Below are 16,933 nucleotides of genomic sequence, written 5' to 3'. Positions count from 1 at the left end.
CATAAAGGAAGGAGCCCCCGCATGTCCGTCTACCGATACTGTCCGCAATGCGGCTCGCCGCTGGAATTGCTGCCGCACTCCGGCCGCGAGCGCGATGCCTGCATTCAGCCAGAGTGCGGCTTTGTCCACTGGAACAATCCGCTGCCGGTGCTTGCCGCAGTGGTGGAATACGAAGGCAAGCTGCTGCTGGCGCGCAACGCCGCCTGGCCGGAGAAAATGTTTGCGCTGGTGACCGGTTTCCTGGAACGTGACGAAACGCCGGAGCAGGGCGTGGCGCGCGAGCTGAAGGAGGAAACCAACCTCGACGCGCAATCGGTATCGCTGATCGGCGTCTACGAGTTCATGCGCAAGAACGAGCTGATCATTGCCTACCATGTGCAGGCGAGCGGCGAGATCGCGCTGTCGGAGGAGCTGGCCGACTACAAGCTGGTGGCGCCCGAGGACATGCGGATCTGGTCGGCGGGCACGGGCTTCGCGGTGGCGGACTGGCTGGCCTCGCGCGGGCATCCGGTGCGTTTCTTCGATCGCCAGACCGGCGAGGACATTCCCGATCCGCGCCGGCGCGATGGCTTGGGAGTGCCGGGCATTTCGCTACAATACCGGTCATAGACATCGATAGAGGCAGGCATGGCTGCCGTGGCCACGACGGTCATGACAGGCCCTGAAAGCCCTGAACCAAGGAAGAGAGGAATGGAGTTCCAGAAAGAAGTGGATGCGCGGGGGCTGAACTGCCCGCTGCCGATCCTGCGTACCAAGAAGGCGCTGGCCGACATGGCCAGCGGCGACGTGCTCAAGGTGCTTGCCACCGACCCCGGCGCCACGCGCGATTTCCAGGCTTTTGCCAAGCAGACCGGCAACGAACTGCTGTCGCATCAGGAAGTCGACAAGGTGTTTGTGTTCTACATGCGCAGGCGCTAAATCCGGTTCAGTGCCGTCGCCATGAAAAAAGCCGCGTTTTCGCGGCTTTTTTCATGGCGACAAGGATGGCCGCGTTTCAGATGTTGTCGGTGCGCGCGCGCAGGTAGGCGCCGAACTCGTCCATGACTTCCGGGTGCTTGAGTGCAAACTCCACGGTAGCCTTCAGGTAGCCCAGCTTGCTGCCGCAATCGTAGCGAACGCCGTTGTAGCGGTAAGCCAGCACCTGCTCCTGGCTGAGCAGGGACTGGATCGCATCGGTGAGCTGGAACTCGCCACCGGCGCCCGGCTTGAGATTGCGGATATGGTCGAAGATGCGCGGCGTGAGGATGTAGCGGCCCACCACGCCCAGGTTGGACGGTGCGTTCTCGGGCGCGGGCTTCTCGACGATGTCGGATACCTTGATCACGCCTTCGTCCCATTCGCGGCCGGCGACCACGCCATAGGAGCGGCTCTGCTCCGGCGCGATCTCTTCCACGCCCAGCACCGAGCAGTTGTAGTGGCCGTACAGGTCCACCATCTGCTTCATCACCGGGGGCTCGCCATCCAGCAAGTCATCGGCCAGCATCACGGCGAACGGTGCGTCGCCCACCAGCTTTTCCGCGCACAGCACGGCGTGGCCAAGGCCGAGGGCCTCGGGCTGGCGCACGTAGAAAAACTCCACGTGCGACGGCTTGATCGAGCGCACCAGGGTGAGCAGGGCCTGCTTGTTCTTGGCCTCCAGTTCCGCCTCGAGCTCGTAGGCCTTGTCGAAATGATCCTCAATGGCGCGCTTGGAGCGGCCGGTCACGAAGATCATCTCGGTGATGCCAGCGGCCATGGCTTCTTCCACGGCGTACTGAATCAGCGGCTTGTCSACCACGGGCAGCATTTCCTTSGGRCTCGCCTTGGTAGCCGGCAAAAAACGAGTGCCGAGACCGGCTACCGGGAAGACAGCCTTGGTGACACGGGTTTCCATATCAGGTTTCCTTATCATTTCGGTGTACATAGCCCTGCTGGTGACGCAAAGCTCATGCCGGCAATCGCTGTATTTGATCCTGCAGCTTGACCAGCGTCTGTTCGAAATCCGACAGACGCTGGGTTTCTTGCGCGACAACGGCGGGAGGTGCCTTGGCGACGAAGCTCTCATTGGAGAGCTTGCCGCGGCATTTCCCGATTTCGGCGCTGATGCGCTCTATTTCCTTGGCCAGCCGCACGCGTTCCGCGGCCGCGTCGATTTCGATCTTCAGCAGCAGGTGGTTGCCGCCGACGATAGCCACCGGAGCGCCCGCACCTTCGGCCATCAGGGCATTCTGGTCTTCGAATACCTTGACCTCGGAGAGTTTCGCCAGCGCCTGCACATAGGCCTGGGCCGACGTCAGGAAGGCGCTGTCGCCCTCGGCGTACAGCGGAATGCGCTGCGCCGGCGAGATATTCATCTCGCCGCGCAGGTTGCGGCAGGCATCGACCACGGCCTTGAGCTGCGCGGTCCATTGCTCGGCGGCTTCGTCGATCTTGGCCATGGCCGGCAGCGGGTAGGCTTGCAGCGCCAGCGTCTCGCTGCCGTCGCCCTTGGCACGGCCGGCAAGCGGCGCCACCTTCTGCCACAGCTCTTCGGTGATGAAGGGGATGATCGGGTGGGCCAGGCGCAGCACCGTTTCCAGCACGCGCAACAGCGTGCGGCGGGTGGCGCGCTGCTGCGCGGGCGTGCCGTTCTGGATCTGTACCTTGGCCAGTTCCAGGTACCAGTCGCAGTATTCGTCCCAGACGAATTTGTAGATGGCGCTGGCGATGTTGTCGAAGCGGTACTCGGCGAAGCCTTTCTCCACCTCGGCCTCGACACGCTGCAGCAGCGACACGATCCAGCGGTCCGGCTGCGAGAAGTGCAGGTAGCCGTCGGGGCCGCAGTCATGGCTGCACGGACCCATGCCGCAGTCGTGCCCTTCGGTGTTCATCAGCACGAAGCGCGTGGCGTTCCACAGCTTGTTGCAAAAGTTGCGATAGCCTTCGCAGCGGCCGGTGTCGAAGTTGACATTGCGGCCCAGCGTGGCCAGCGAGGCAAAGGTGAAGCGCAGTGCATCCGCACCAAAGGCGGGAATGCCTTCGGGGAATTCCTTCTTGGTCTTCTTCTCGATCTTGGGCGCGTCCTTGGGACGGCGCAGGCCGGTGGTGCGCTTCTTGACCAGGGTGTCGAGGTCGATGCCGTCGATCAGGTCGACCGGGTCCAGGGTATTGCCCTCGGACTTGCTCATCTTCTTGCCTTCGAAATCCCGCACCAGGCCGTGCACATACACGGTGTGGAACGGCACCTTGCCGGTGAAGTGCTTGGTCATCATGACCATGCGCGCCACCCAGAAGAAGATGATGTCGTAGCCGGTAACAAGTGCCGACGAAGGCAGAAAATGCTGCAACTCCGGCGTCTCGGCAGGCCAGCCGAGCGAGGAGAAAGGCACCAGGGCCGACGAGAACCAGGTGTCGAGCACATCATCCTCGCGGCGTAGCGGGCCGGTGCTGCCGGCCGCGCGCGCCTGGGCCTGCGCGTCTTCCTCGGTGCGGGCGACGAAGCACTTGCCGGACTCGTCGTACCAGGCCGGGATCTGGTGGCCCCACCACAGCTGGCGCGAGATGCACCAGTCCTGGATGTTCTCCAGCCACTGGTTGTAGGTGCTGTTCCAGTTTTCCGGGATCAGCTTGATCTCGCCGCTCTGCACGGCATCCAGTGCGACTTCGGCAATCGAGCGGCCCGGATTGAAGGTGCCTTCCGGCGCCGGCTTGCTCATGGCAACGAACCACTGGTCGGTCAGCATCGGCTCGATGGCGCTGCCGGTGCGCTCGCTGCGCGGCGTCATCAGCTTGTGCTTCTTGACCTCGGCCAGCAGGCCTTGCGCCTTGAGGTCGGCGACGATGCGGGTGCGCGCCTCGAAGCGGTCCAGGCCAGCGTAGGCAGCGGGCGCATCGGCGACGATCTTTGCGTCCAGCGTCAGGATCGACAACTGCGGCAGCTTGTGGCGCTGGCCCACGGCATAGTCGTTGAAATCGTGGGCGGGCGTTACCTTGACCACGCCGGTGCCGAATTCGCGGTCGACGTAATCGTCGGCGATCACCGGGATATCGCGGCCGGTCAGCGGCAGGCGCACCGATTTGCCGATCAGGTGGGCGTAGCGTTCGTCTTCCGGGTGCACCATCACCGCCACGTCGCCGAGCATGGTCTCCGGACGGGTGGTGGCCACGGTCAGGTGGGTCAGGCCGTGCACGGTATCGGGCTCGGCCAGCGGATAGCGGATGTGCCACATCGAGCCTTCTTCCTCGACGTTCTCCACTTCCAGGTCGGACACCGCGGTGCCCAGCACCGGATCCCAGTTGACCAGGCGCTTGCCGCGGTAGATCAGGCCCTGCTCGTACAGGCGCACGAACACTTCCGTCACCGCCTTGGACATCTCCGGCGACATGGTGAAGTACTCGCGGCTCCAGTCGATCGAGGCGCCCATGCGGCGGACCTGGCGCGTGATGGTCGAGCCGGACTCTTCCTTCCAGGCCCATACCTTCTCGATGAATTTCTCGCGGCCAAGATCATGGCGCGACACACCCTGCGCTTCCAGCTGGCGTTCCACCACGATCTGGGTGGCGATGCCGGCGTGGTCCGTGCCGGGCACCCACAGCGTGTTGGCGCCGGTCATGCGGGCGTGGCGGGCCAGCCCGTCCATGATGGTCTGGTTGAAGGCATGGCCCATGTGCAGCGTGCCGGTCACATTCGGCGGCGGCAACTGGATGCAGAAGTCCGGGCGGTCCGGATCTAGGGTCGGCTTCGCGATGCCGCGCTTCTCCCACTCTGGGCCCCACTTGGCCTCAATGGCGGCGGGTTCGAAGCTCTTGGCAAGGGACTGGTCTTGGGCGGTCATGCTCGGATGTCGATGATTACGTCGGATTCTGCGGGCCAGGCGGGCAAGGGCAACGCGCCGGGAAAACGTCAAATTATAGGGGAGGCGGGTGGAGGGCGCGCGATTTCGGGCCGGGACCGGTGCGCCGGCGACGATTCGTGCCTTCCCTGGCGTGCCGCCCGGCCTTGCCGGGAGGGGGGGAAGGTGGGATGTCAGAGGGATTGTGCTGTTTTTGCGTCATGGCGCCACGCGCGGCGAAGCGCCGGGGATGCCGGCGGGTACCCCGGTATAATTCGGGGCACTCCACAAGGCCTCCCCGATGTCCGACCTGCTTGCCAATCTCAATGCCGAACAACTAGCCGCCGTCACATTGCCTGACGAACCGGCGCTGATCCTGGCCGGGGCGGGCAGCGGCAAGACGCGCGTGCTGACCACCCGCATCGCGTGGCTGATCCAGAACGGCCGGGTGTCCCCGGCGGGCTTGCTGGCGGTGACCTTCACCAACAAGGCCGCCAAGGAGATGATGACGCGGCTGACCTCGATGCTGCCCATCAATACGCGCGGCATGTGGATCGGCACCTTCCACGGCCTGTGCAACCGCATGCTGCGCGCCCATTACCGCGACGCCGGCCTGCCGCAGACCTTCGCCATCCTCGACAGCCAGGACCAGCTCTCCGCGCTCAAGCGCCTGCTCAAGTCGCTCAACGTCGATGACGAGAAGTACCCGGCCAAGAACCTGCAGTACTTCATCAACAACGCCAAGGAGCAAGGCCTGCGCCCGGCCGATGTGGAGGCCAACGACGACTTCAACCGCCGCTTCGTTGACCTCTACGCCGCCTATGACGTGCAGTGCCAGCGCGAAGGCGTGGTCGATTTCGCCGAACTGCTGCTGCGCTGCTACGAACTGCTGCGCTACAACGACGCCATTCGCCAGCACTACCAGCATCGCTTCCGCCACGTGCTGGTGGACGAGTTCCAGGACACCAACGTGCTGCAATACCGGTGGCTAAAGATGCTGGCGGGCTTCGGCACGCAGAGCCCGGCCGCGGTGTTCGCCGTGGGCGACGACGACCAGAGCATCTACGCCTTCCGCGGCGCCAATGTCGGCAACATGCGGGACTTCGAGGATGAATTCCGCGTGCGCCACATGATCAAGCTGGAGCAGAACTACCGCTCGCACGGCCACATCCTGGATTCGGCCAACCACCTGATTGCCCACAACGCGCGGCGCCTGGGCAAGAACCTGCGCACCGATGCCGGTCACGGCGAGCCGGTGCGGGTGTTCCAGGCCGGCTCCGACGGCCAGGAAGCTTCCTGGCTGGTGGAAGAGATCCGCGACCTGATCGCGCAGGGCATGAGCCGCTCGGAGATTGCCATTCTCTACCGCAGCAACGCGCAGTCGCGGGTGATCGAGCACGCGCTGTTCTCGTCGGGCATCCCTTATCGCGTGTACGGCGGCCTGCGCTTCTTCGAGCGCGCCGAAGTCAAGCACGCGTTGGCCTACCTGCAACTGCTGGAGAACCCGCGCAATGACGCCGCCTTCGGCCGCGTGGTGAATTTCCCGGCGCGCGGCATCGGCGCGCGTTCGCTGGAATCGCTGCAGGATGCGGCGCGCCAGTACGACTGCTCGCTCGCGGAGGCGGTAGCCTACGTGCCCGGCAAGGCCGGCAGCACGCTGGGCGCCTTTGTGCGGCTGATCGAGCAGATGCGCGCCGAGACGCGCCGCATGACGCTGCCGGAAACGGTGGAGTACGTGACCAACACCAGTGGCCTGATCAACTACTATCGCGGCGAGAAAGAAGGCCAGGACCGCATTGAGAACTTGCAGGAACTGGTGACGGCGGCGCAGGCGTTCGTGACGGAAGAAGGCTACGGGCTGGACGCGCTGGCCAGCGCGATCCCGGTCGGGCGCGAGGGCGCGCAGTTGCCGGTGCTGGCCGACGGCGACCAGGCCCAGCAGGTGCTCGATCCCGAAGCGCTGCCGGCCGTGATGACGCCGCTGGTGGCCTTCCTCACCCATGCCTCGCTGGAAGCCGGCGACAACCAGGCCCAGGCCGGCCAGGATGCGGTGCAGATGATGACGGTGCACGCCGCCAAGGGGCTGGAGTTCAACGCGGTCTTTATCACCGGGCTGGAAGAAGGCCTGTTCCCGCACGAGAACAGCGCCAAGGAATCCGACGGGCTGGAGGAAGAGCGCCGCCTGATGTACGTGGCGATCACGCGCGCGCGCGAACGGCTCTACCTCTCGTTCGCGCAAAGCCGCGTGCTGCACGGGCAGATGCGTTACCACGTGCGGTCGCGCTTCTTCGAGGAGCTGCCCGACGCATCGCTGAAGTGGCTCATGCCGCCGGCGCAGGCCTATGGCGGCGGCACCCAGCAGCGCCGCCAGCAGAGCGAAGGCGGCTGGGGCCGCGACTGGTTCAAGCGGGCGGAGGACGTGCCCTACTCGGGCACCCAGCCCACCGGCGGCATGGACACCGGCAACGGTTATGCCGACGCCAAGCGCCAGGCCGGCGCGGGCCTGCGCATCGGCCAGAGCGTCTTCCACAACAAGTTCGGGGAGGGGGTGATCACCGGGCTGGAAGGCGAGGGCGAGGGGGCGCGCGCCAATATCAATTTCAAGCGCCACGGCGCCAAGTGGCTGGTGCTGTCGGTGGCCAAGCTGGACCCGATAGACTGAACGGCCTGGCGATCAGGGAGGCGGCTAGTCCAGCTGGATGTTGCCTTCCCTGATCACCTTGGCCCATTCGGTCGTCTGGGCCTGGATGAACTTTGCCGCCTCGGCCGGCGTGCCGGCCACGATCTCCCCGCCCAGGCTGGTCACGCGCTCGCGGTTCTCTGGCAGGTTGATGACCTTGCGGATCGCATCCGACAAGCGCTTGACGATCTCCGGCGGCGTGCCTGCCGGCACGAACACCCCATTCCACTCGTAGACTTCATATTGCGGCACGCCTGACTCGGCCAGCGTCGGCGTGTCCGGCAGGATGGGCGTGCGCCTGGCGCCGGTCACGCCGAGCACGCGCAGCTTGCCGGCGCGCACATGTTGCAGGCCGGAGGCTGTATTGGCAAAGAACACCGGCACCTGCCCGGCAATCACATCGGCCATGGCGGGGCCGCCGCCCTTGTACGGCACATGCAGCAAGTCCAGTTTCATGCGCTGCGCGAACAGCGCGCCCGCCAGGTGCTGGGCCGAGCCGTTGCCCGATGAGGCATAGGCAATGCTGCCCGGCTTGGCGCGGGCCATCGCGACCAGCTCCTGCGTGGACTTGGCCGGGAACTTCGGATTCACCACCAGCATATTGGGATAAAGCGCCAGCACCGAGACCGGGACGAAGGACTTGACCGGGTCGTAGGGCAGCCGCTTGTAGAGCGACGGGTTGGCCGCGAACGAGGCGGCATCGAGCAACACCGTGTAGCCATCCGGCGCCGACTTGGCCACCAGGTCCGTGCCGATCTGGCCGCCCGCGCCTGGCCGGTTGTCGACCACGATGGTCTGGCCCAGTTCCTGGCCCAGGCGCGGCGAGATCATGCGGGCCATGGTGTCTGCGCCGCCGCCGGGCGCGTAGGTGACCACCAGCCGGATGGGTTTGGCGGCAGGCCAGGCCTGCGCGTGCGCAAAGCCGCTGGTGCCGGCGGCGAGCCAGCACAGGGCGCTGGCGCAAAGACGGGTTGGGAATCGCATGGGTCTCCTCGGGTCGGTATCGGTATGGGAAGCTGCGCCGGCCCGCGCTTGCGGCGGCGCGCTCTCGGGAAGTTCAGCGAACCTCGGCGCGATAGTGGAAATCGTCGGCATTGCCCAGCGTCTGGCGGAACTCCACACGCCGCCCCGCCAGGTCGAAGGCTACGCGGCTGACCGCCAGCGCCGGATGGCCCTCCGGCAAGGCCAGCTGGGCGGCCTCGCGCGCGCCAAGCCGGGTGAAGCGCAAGTCGTCGACGGCGCGGCCGACCGTGACCCCACAGCGCCCGGCATACATCGGGTAGAGCAGGGGTGCGAACTCGGCGGGCTTGAGAGCGGCCAGTTCGCTGAACAGCGCCGCTGGCAGCCAGATGGTCTCCAGCAGCCGGACCTGGCCTTCCCAGCCGCGCTGGCGCATTACGCGAAGCACTGCCGTGCCCGTTGCCAGTCCAAGCTGCGCCGCTACATCCGCCGGGGCAGCCAGCGTGCGCAGCGACACGATGCGCGACTCCGGGATCTCCGAGCCGGCATCGCCAAAGCGGAAGAACCGCGCCATGGTGGCGCCCGTCAGCGCGCCGCGCACGAAGGTGCCGCGGCCATGCACGCGTTCCAGCAGGCCTTCGTCCACAAGCGCCTGGATGGCGGCGCGCATGGTGCCCAGCGCCACGCCGTAGTGCTCCGCCAGTGCGCTCTCCGCCGCAATGGCGGTGCCGGAAGCCCATTCGCCGGCCAGGATGCGGCCCTTGAGCGCGGTTGCGATGCGGGCCCAGCGTGGCGCGRCCAGGCTGGCGGGCGAGGCGTCAAGGCCGGCTCCCGTCGGGGCGGGCAGGGTGGAGCGGTCGGGCATTCGTGTCTCCGGGGTGCGTGCCCCGGCCGATGTTCATTGCCGAGGTATCTAGTCATCTATAGGACTAGAGCATAGAATGGAGGGGCACTGGTGTCAACCATCGCGCGCCTGGCCGGCGCAAGGTGGCAGGCGCTAACATCCATGCGCGGCATGCGCCGTCCCCCAGGCCAGAACATGTTCCAGATCGATACCCATTTCCACGTGTTTTCCGCAGATGCCCCCGCCGTGGGCGGTGCGCGCTACCGGCCTGCCTACGGCGCCAGCCTGGCGCAGTGGCAAGCCATCTCCCGCGCGCACGGCGTGCGCGCGGGCGTGGTGGTGCAGCCGAGTTTCTTTGGCAGCGACAACAGCGAACTGGAGGCGGCGCTGGCGGCTTCGCGCGCGCTGCGAGGCGTTTGCGTGCTGGACCCGGCGGTGTCCGCTGGCGAGCTGGCGCGCCTGCATGGACTGGGCGTGCGCGGCCTGCGCTGGAATATGGTGGGACGGCACGCAGACGCATCATGGCGTGATGCGCGCTGGCCCGCGCTGCTGGAGGCGGCCCACGCGCTGGGCTGGCACCTGGAGTTGCACACCGATCCCGGCCGGTTGCACGAGTTGCAGGCCTGGCTGCCGGCGGTGCCGATTGCGCTGGTGCTGGATCATTTCGGCAAGCCGGCGGCCGGCGCGCAGGGCGATGCGCCGATGCTGGCCTGTGCCGCGCAGTGGCGCGGGCAGAGGGAGGTCTATGTCAAGCTGAGCGCGCCATATCGCGTGGCGGCCGACTTGGCGGGCGTGGTGGCCGGCTGGCACCACTGCCTGGGCGAGCAAGGCCTGCTATGGGGATCGGACTGGCCGTGGACCAATCACGAGGCCGAGGCCGACTATGGCGGCCTGCAGCGCAAGGTATGGGAGTGGCTGGGGCCGCTGGCGGCAGCGCCGGACCGCAATGCGGCGCGGTTGTTCGACCTGCCGGCCGCGTGACGGGGGCAGGTCACGCCTGGGCCGGCGCCAGCCGTCAGGTCTTCAGGCGGCCACGTCCGTCCTGCCCGCCGCTTGCTCCGGCACCACATTGAAGCAGCCGCGGTAGGTGGCGTAGAACGAGCAATACATGATCGCCAGCATCAGCAGCGAATACGGCGTGACCAGGAAGGACAGCACCGCTTCGGCCCCCAGCGCGCCGAACAACGCCTCGAGGAAAAAAGGCACCGCCACCAGCAATACCGCGAACACCACGCCGTAGGCCAGGAACGCGCCACGGTTGCGCCAGCACGCGGTCCAGCTGAAGAACAGCGCCTTGACTGGCGGCACGTTGTGCCATGCCGTGAGCAGGGGGGCAAACCAGAACAGCATGGCAATCGGCGTGTACAGCGCGGCGCCGATCATCAGCGCGAAGTAGAGCTGGCGCACGGCCTCGGCCGACGGCGCTTCTTCCTTGAGCAGGATGGGCACCAGCGTGCTGATATCCACCAGGCTGCCCGCGATCAGGCTCAGCACGAACACCAGCCCCGCATAGATGCCGCCCAGCACCAGCAGGTTGCGGCTGGCCTGTTTGCCGTTGCCGCGGAAACCGGCCAAGAGCACGGTGGGCAGCACGCGCTTGTTCAGAATCACCTCGCGGCAGGCGGTCATGATGCCGACCGACAGGCCAGGCGTGACCACCAGCAGCGCGATGATGCCGATCAGCGGCACGAACACCGCGAGCTGCGCGGCGATCAGGTAGACAAACAACAGCATCAGGAAGGCGAGCGGGTTCTTGCGGAACAGCCAGACACCCTGGCGGAACCAGACATAACCTTCCTTGGCGGAGACTTCCAGTAATTGCATGACGGTCAGGTCCAGGGCAGCGCGTCGGCTTCGATGCGCCGGCGCAGGATGCGTTCGAAATGGGTTGGGTCGTGCGGTTGCAGCATGTCGGCCTCGCGCGGCAGGTAGAAGTCCCACAGCCGGGAAATCCAGAAACGCAGCGCGCCGGCGCGCAGCATGTCGCGCCAGTGCTGCGCCTCGGTGGGACCCAGCGGTCTCACAGCATGATAAGCCCGCAGCAAGGCCTGGACGCGGGCATCGTCGAGCGTGCCGGTGGCCAGGTCGATGCACCAGTCATTGACGGTGACCGCCAGGTCGAACAGCCACTTGTCGTTGCCGGCGAAGTAGAAGTCGAAGAAGCCGCCCAGCTTGTCCTGGCCGCCCTGGTCGTCCTCGAACAGCGCATTGTCGCGGAACAGGTCGCAATGGCAGGGGCCGCCCGGCAAGGCCGCGTAAGCGGTGCTGCCGAAGAAGGCGGTCTGGTGGGCCAGTTCCTGCCGCAGCAGCGCTTGCTGGCCGGCATCCAGGAAAGGCAGGATCTCGCCCTCCGTCTGTTGCCACCAGGGCAGGCTGCGCAGGTTCGGCTGCTGGCGCGGATAGCTCTGGCCGGCAAGGTGCATGCGGGCGAGCATGTCGCCCACTTCCGCACAATGCCCGGCCCCGGGGGCCAGCTGCGAGCCGCCCGGCAGGCGCGTGACGATGGTGGCCGGCTTGCCCTTGAGGGTACGCAGGATTTCGCCGTCGCGGTCCGGGACCGGGGCCGGCACGCGGATGCCGTGCGCCGCCAGGTGGGCCATCAGGTGCAGGTAATACGGCAACTGCTCAAACGTCAGGCGCTCGAAGATGGTCAGCACATATTCATGCGTGCAGCCATCCTGCTCCATGGTCAGGAAGAAATTGCTGTTCTCGATGCCCGAGGCAATGCCGCGCAAATTGCGCATTTCGCCCAGGTTGTAATCAAGGAGCCAACTGGCGATCTCGTCCGGCGAGACCGTGGTGAATACGGCCATACTCTTTTTTTGAATCGAAACGGATGGCGGCGGGCGCAAGCAAGCTTGGCTCTCGCGGCATGGATGCCGGAAACGCCGGCGCGGCCCCGCCGTGATCGTCTGGCGGGGTCGTGGGAAATCAGAAATCAGAAAACAAGAAGCAGAAAGCAGACAGCAGATAGCGAAAACCAGGGCCCGGGAGCCGGGGTGCTAAAACCCGGCGTGCCGGTGCTCAGAATTGCAGCACCTTGACCGATGGTACGCGGTTCGTGTCATGGTCCCGGATCTTCGGCGAGCTGTCTTCCGGCTTGCTCATCTGGTACTTGGTGCCCATGCCGGACTTGACCTCGATATCGGTGGCCTGGCCCTTGTTCTTGTATTCCCGGACCTGGGTGCCATCCCGCTCATTGAGCTGGAAGCTCGGTTCGCGCGGCTGGTTCAGCTGGGTCTTGGCCGGCGAGGTGATCGGCCGGTTGTTGATCTGGTTCAGCTCTTGCTGGGTCAGGGCGCCGCCCGCCTGCTCGGTGTTCGGCTGCGCCATCACCGCAGCGGGGGCGCAAAGCGCCAGCAGGGCTGCAAAACCCAGCGCGCGGGCGGCGGCCGGGAACGGCTCCGGCTCTTCCGCACGCGCGGTGGCCAGGAGAGTGGGGGAGGTCATTGAAGGCTCCTGTGCAGTGCTGCAGGCTCTGGGCATGCTGCACCACGAATGGCGCTGCAGTCCGGCGGCGCCGGGCTTTGGCAGTGTGTCAGGCTTCCATTCTAGCAATTCCTGCCCGCGCCGGGCCCCTTGCGGTGACCCGGCGGCCACCTTTAAGAGGCGGCCGCCCGGGCACGGGTCCGGAAATGGCGGAGGCTGTCGGTCGGCGGTGCAACATGCCGCCTCCGGGGCCTTGCGGCTCCGGAAGGGCGGGCGGCCCCGGTGCAAGCCCTGCTTACAGGTAGAACATCTCTTCCTTGGGCGGGATCGGGTTGTCGCCGCCGCGCTGCTCGTAGTACTCATAGACCGCTTCGAGCACTTCATGCGGCTCGTCCACGATTTTCATCAGGTCGAGGTCATGCTCGGCGATCAGGCCCATCGGCAGCAGCGTGAAGCGGAACCAGTCGAGCAGGCCCTTCCAGAAACGGCTGCCGAACAGCACCACCGGCACGGCACGGGACTTGCCGGTCTGTACCAGGGTCAGCACTTCGGCCAGCTCGTCGAGCGTGCCGAAGCCACCCGGCATCACGATAAAGGCGTCCGAATTCTTGACGAAGGTCACCTTGCGCGTGAAGAAGTGGCGAAAGCGCATGGCGATGTCCTGGTAGGGATTGCCTTGCTGCTCGTGCGGAAGCTCGATGTTCAGGCCGACGCTGGCCGATTTGCCTGCGTGGGCGCCCTTGTTGGCCGCTTCCATGATGCCCGGGCCGCCGCCCGAGATGACCGCGAAGCCGGCGTCGGAGAACAGCCGGGCGATCTCGATGGTGCGCTGGTAGTAGGGGGAATCCTCGCGCAGGCGCGCGCTGCCGTAGATCGAGACGGCCGGGCGGATCTCCGAAAGGTACTCGGTCGCCTCGATGAACTCTGCCATAATCGTGAACATTTGCCACGAGGCGCGCGCCTTCTTTGCGGTCGCGCGGTCTTCGTCGGCCAGCGCACGCAGGCTGGGAATCATCTTGCGCGGGTTGGCGCGGATGCCGGAGGCGGGAGCCGTATCTCCCGGGCCTTCGGCGGCAGTGCTGACCGTCACGTTCACGTCCATATCGGCCGCGGTGGTAATACTGCCTTCCGCGGCCTGCTTGAGGGCCGCCGCCGGGTTTTCGGCGCCGGCTGCGTCGGAGAGGGGGGCGGCGTTCGCACCGCCTGCGGCGGCACCAGTCAATTTTGAGTCCATGGGAATGTCGGATAGTCCAAAAACACTCTTGCTCGTCGATGGGTCGAGCTATTTGTATCGCGCGTATCACGCCCTGCCGGATCTGAGGAACGGGGAGGGGCTGCCCACAGGGGCAATCTACGGCATGATCAATATGCTGCGCAAGCTGCGCAACGATTTCCCGGCAGAGTATAGCGCTTGCGTGTTCGACGCCAAGGGTAAGACCTTCCGCGACGATCTTTATCCTGCCTACAAGGAGCATCGCCCGTCGATGCCCGAAGACCTTGCCAGGCAGATCGAGCCGATCCACGAGGCGGTGCGCGCGCTGGGCTGGCCGATCGTGGTGGTGGAGGGCGTGGAGGCCGACGACGTGATCGGCACGCTGGCCCGCCAGGCTACCGCCGAAGGCATGCGCACGGTGGTCTCCACCGGCGACAAGGACCTGGCCCAGCTGGTCGACGACCATGTCACCCTGGTCAACACCATGAGCGGCGAAGTGCTCGACCCGCCCGGCGTCGTGGCCAAGTTCGGCGTGCCGCCGGCGCGCATCGTCGACTACCTCTCGCTGATCGGCGATGCGGTGGACAACGTGCCCGGCGTGCCCAAGGTCGGCCCCAAGACGGCGGTCAAATGGCTCACCGAATACGGCACGCTCGACGACATCATGGCCGGCGCCGCCGGCATCAAGGGCGTGGTGGGCGAGAACCTGCGCAATACGCTGGAGTGGTTGCCCAAGGCGCGCGAGCTGGTGACGGTCAAGACCGACTGCGACCTGAAGAGCTCGCTGGCCAATTTCCACCAGCTCCGGGAAAGCGGCGAGGACAAGGAAAAGCTGATCGATTTCTTTGCGCGCTATGGTTTCAAGACCTGGCTGCGCGAGGCGACCGGCGAAAGCCTGCCGAACCCCCGTGCCCAGGCGCGCGCCAGCGCGGCGCAGCCCGCTGCCGGCGGTACGGCGGCGGCAGAGGCGGGCCCGGCCCAGGGCGGTCTGTTCGACGACGCTCCGGCGCCGGCGCAGATCCGCTACGAAACCGTGGCGACCGAGGCGGCGCTGGAGGCCTGGATGCGGCGTATCGAAACCGCGCCGCTGGTGTCCATCGATACCGAGACCACCTCGCTGGACCCGATGCAGGCGCAACTCGTCGGCATCTCGCTGTCGATCGAGCCGGGCGAAGCCTGCTATATCCCGGTTGCCCACCGCGGCCCCGATGTGGTCGGCCTGGAGGCCAACGGCCAGCTCGGGCGCGAGGCCGTGCTGGAGCGCATGCGTGCCTGGCTGGAGGATCCGTCGCGCGCCAAGGTAGGCCAGAACCTGAAATACGACTCGCATGTTTTCGCCAACCACGGCGTGAATTTCCGTGGCATCGCGCATGACACCATGCTGCAGAGCTACGTGCTGGCGTCCCACCGCAACCACGGCATGGACAGCCTTGCCGAGCGCCTGCTCGGCCTCAAGACCATCAGCTACGAGGAAGTGTGCGGCAAGGGCGCCAGCCAGATCGGCTTCGACCAGATCGACATTGCGCGCGCCACCGAATACGCCGCCGAGGACGCCGACGTCACGCTGCGCCTGCACCGCAACATGTATCCGCAGGTGGAGGCCTTGCAGGGCGTGCGCTACGTCTACGAGCAGATCGAGATGCCGGTTTCCGTGGTGTTGCAGAAGATCGAGCGCAACGGCGTGCTGATCGATTCCGACCGCCTGGGCGCACAGAGCGCGCAGCTCGGCCAGCGCATGCTGGAGCTGGAGCAAGCCGCCTACGAGGCCGCGGGCCAGCCCTTCAACCTTGGCTCGCCCAAGCAGATCGGCGAGATCCTGTTCGGCCAGATGAAGCTGCCGGTGGTCAAGAAGACCGCCAGCGGCGCGCCTTCCACCGACGAGGAAGTGCTGCAGAAGCTGGCCGAGGATTACCCGCTGCCCAAGCTGCTGCTGGACTACCGTGGCCTGGCCAAGCTCAAGTCCACCTATACAGACAAGCTGCCCAAGATGGTCAACCCGGCCACCGGGCGCGTGCATACGAGCTATGGGCAAACCACCGCGGTGACCGGCCGGCTGGCTTCGACCGAGCCCAACCTGCAGAACATCCCGGTGCGTACCGAGGAAGGCCGCCGCATCCGCGAGGCCTTCATCGCAGCCCCCGGCAATGTGATCGTGTCGGCCGATTATTCGCAGATCGAGCTGCGCATCATGGCCCATATCTCGGGCGACGAGAACCTGATGCGCTCGTTCGCCGAAGGCGAGGACGTGCACCGCGCCACTGCGGCCGAGATCTTCGGCGTCAGCACGGATGCGGTCAGCAGCGAGCAGCGCCGCTACGCCAAGGTCATCAATTTCGGCCTGATCTACGGCATGAGCGCATTTGGCCTGGCCAGCAACCTCGGCATCGAGCGCGAGGCGGCCAAGCACTATATCGACCGTTATTTCATGCGCTACCCCGGCGTGGCGCGGTACATGGAGGAAACGCGGCAGACCGCGCGCGAGCAGGGCTTCGTCGAGACCGTGTTCGGCCGCCGCCTGTGGCTGCCGGACATCAATGGCGGCAACGGCCCGCGCCGCCAGGGCGCCGAGCGGGCTGCCATCAATGCGCCGATGCAGGGCACCGCCGCCGACCTGATCAAGCTGTCCATGATCGCCGTGCAGAACTGGCTGGAGCGCGACGGCCTGGGTACGCGCCAGGTGATGCAGGTACACGATGAACTGGTGCTGGAAGTACCGCAGGCCGAGCTGGAACTGGTCAAGGTGAAGCTGCCGGAGCTGATGTGCTCGGTGGCTGAGCTGCGCGTGCCGCTGGTGGCCGAGGTCGGTACCGGCAGCAACTGGGAGGAGGCRCACTAAACGACGGGGCGGCCCCTGGGGCCGCTCCGGGATTGCCCCCGTCCCGCTATTCCTGCATTCTGGTTCCGATTGAAGCGACCGCTGAATCGGTGATTGGCGTCTTGCCAGTCTTGCTGCTGTGCAGCAGACTGGCGGAAAGCCGGGGTCACTGGCTCGCGTCAGGCCCCGCAAAAGAATATCG

At 66.1% G+C, this 16,933-nt stretch carries 13 protein-coding genes; 5 read left to right on the top strand and 8 right to left on the bottom strand.

Annotated elements, in window-relative coordinates; translation table 11 throughout:
* Positions 1-21 precede the first annotated feature (21 nt).
* Together AC1DN0_RS21050 and AC1DN0_RS21045 are read left to right on the top strand one after the other, a co-directional pair.
* Positions 22-609, top strand: a complete 588-nt coding sequence (locus AC1DN0_RS21050; protein ID WP_045236076.1) for an NUDIX hydrolase — start codon at positions 22-24, stop codon at positions 607-609.
* An 81-nt stretch (positions 610-690) separates the two neighbouring features.
* Positions 691-918, top strand: a complete 228-nt coding sequence (locus tag AC1DN0_RS21045; RefSeq protein ID WP_011297045.1) for a sulfurtransferase TusA family protein — start codon at positions 691-693, stop codon at positions 916-918.
* A 76-nt stretch (positions 919-994) separates the two neighbouring features.
* On the opposite strand, the gene galU is transcribed toward AC1DN0_RS21045, so the two are convergent.
* Complete coding sequence (galU, locus tag AC1DN0_RS21040) at positions 995-1,873, bottom strand: UTP--glucose-1-phosphate uridylyltransferase GalU (protein ID WP_441631587.1); 879 nt, start codon at positions 1,871-1,873, stop codon at positions 995-997.
* A 52-nt stretch (positions 1,874-1,925) separates the two neighbouring features.
* Positions 1,926-4,793 carry a valine--tRNA ligase gene (locus AC1DN0_RS21035; RefSeq protein ID WP_477111852.1) on the bottom strand — a complete coding sequence of 956 codons (2,868 nt, stop codon included), beginning with the start codon at positions 4,791-4,793 and terminating at the stop codon, positions 1,926-1,928.
* Positions 4,794-5,091: 298 nt separating this feature from the next.
* Here AC1DN0_RS21035 and AC1DN0_RS21030 point away from each other — a divergent pair, with 298 nt between their 5' ends.
* Positions 5,092-7,452: a UvrD-helicase domain-containing protein gene (locus AC1DN0_RS21030; protein ID WP_441631583.1), complete on the top strand. Its 2,361-nt coding sequence runs from the start codon at positions 5,092-5,094 to the stop codon at positions 7,450-7,452.
* Between the two features lie 24 nt (positions 7,453-7,476).
* Here AC1DN0_RS21030 and AC1DN0_RS21025 read toward each other — a convergent pair whose 3' ends face one another.
* Positions 7,477-8,454 (bottom strand): tripartite tricarboxylate transporter substrate binding protein, encoded by a 978-nt coding sequence (locus tag AC1DN0_RS21025; protein ID WP_477111851.1) that lies wholly within the window; start codon positions 8,452-8,454, stop codon positions 7,477-7,479.
* A 73-nt stretch (positions 8,455-8,527) separates the two neighbouring features.
* On the bottom strand, positions 8,528-9,295 hold the full coding sequence (locus AC1DN0_RS21020) for a GntR family transcriptional regulator (RefSeq protein WP_477145968.1): 768 nt from the start codon (positions 9,293-9,295) through the stop codon (positions 8,528-8,530).
* Positions 9,296-9,469: 174 nt separating this feature from the next.
* Here AC1DN0_RS21020 and AC1DN0_RS21015 point away from each other — a divergent pair, with 174 nt between their 5' ends.
* A complete protein-coding gene (locus AC1DN0_RS21015; RefSeq protein WP_477102295.1) occupies positions 9,470-10,255 on the top strand; it encodes an amidohydrolase family protein in 786 nt (261 codons plus the stop codon).
* Between the two features lie 42 nt (positions 10,256-10,297).
* On the opposite strand, the gene AC1DN0_RS21010 is transcribed toward AC1DN0_RS21015, so the two are convergent.
* The 4 genes from AC1DN0_RS21010 to AC1DN0_RS20995 all read right to left on the bottom strand — a co-directional run bounded on the left by AC1DN0_RS21010 (position 10,298) and on the right by AC1DN0_RS20995 (position 13,937).
* Positions 10,298-11,098 (bottom strand): BPSS1780 family membrane protein, encoded by an 801-nt coding sequence (locus AC1DN0_RS21010; RefSeq protein WP_035866458.1) that lies wholly within the window; start codon positions 11,096-11,098, stop codon positions 10,298-10,300.
* Positions 11,099-11,103: 5 nt separating this feature from the next.
* The gene (locus AC1DN0_RS21005; RefSeq protein ID WP_477102294.1) at positions 11,104-12,087 is read right to left on the bottom strand and encodes a homoserine kinase; all 984 of its coding nucleotides are present in this window, start codon (positions 12,085-12,087) and stop codon (positions 11,104-11,106) included.
* Between the two features lie 211 nt (positions 12,088-12,298).
* Positions 12,299-12,724 carry a hypothetical protein gene (locus AC1DN0_RS21000; protein WP_045239542.1) on the bottom strand — a complete coding sequence of 142 codons (426 nt, stop codon included), beginning with the start codon at positions 12,722-12,724 and terminating at the stop codon, positions 12,299-12,301.
* Positions 12,725-12,998: 274 nt separating this feature from the next.
* Positions 12,999-13,937 (bottom strand): LOG family protein, encoded by a 939-nt coding sequence (locus AC1DN0_RS20995; RefSeq protein WP_441631572.1) that lies wholly within the window; start codon positions 13,935-13,937, stop codon positions 12,999-13,001.
* Between the two features lie 4 nt (positions 13,938-13,941).
* Here AC1DN0_RS20995 and polA point away from each other — a divergent pair, with 4 nt between their 5' ends.
* On the top strand, positions 13,942-16,752 hold the full coding sequence (polA, locus tag AC1DN0_RS20990) for a DNA polymerase I (RefSeq protein WP_477111850.1): 2,811 nt from the start codon (positions 13,942-13,944) through the stop codon (positions 16,750-16,752).
* The last annotated feature ends 181 nt before the right edge of the window (positions 16,753-16,933 follow it).

It is taken from the genome of Cupriavidus sp. 05N39 (assembly GCF_056397325.1).
This window is presented reverse-complemented; position numbering and strand designations above follow the sequence as displayed.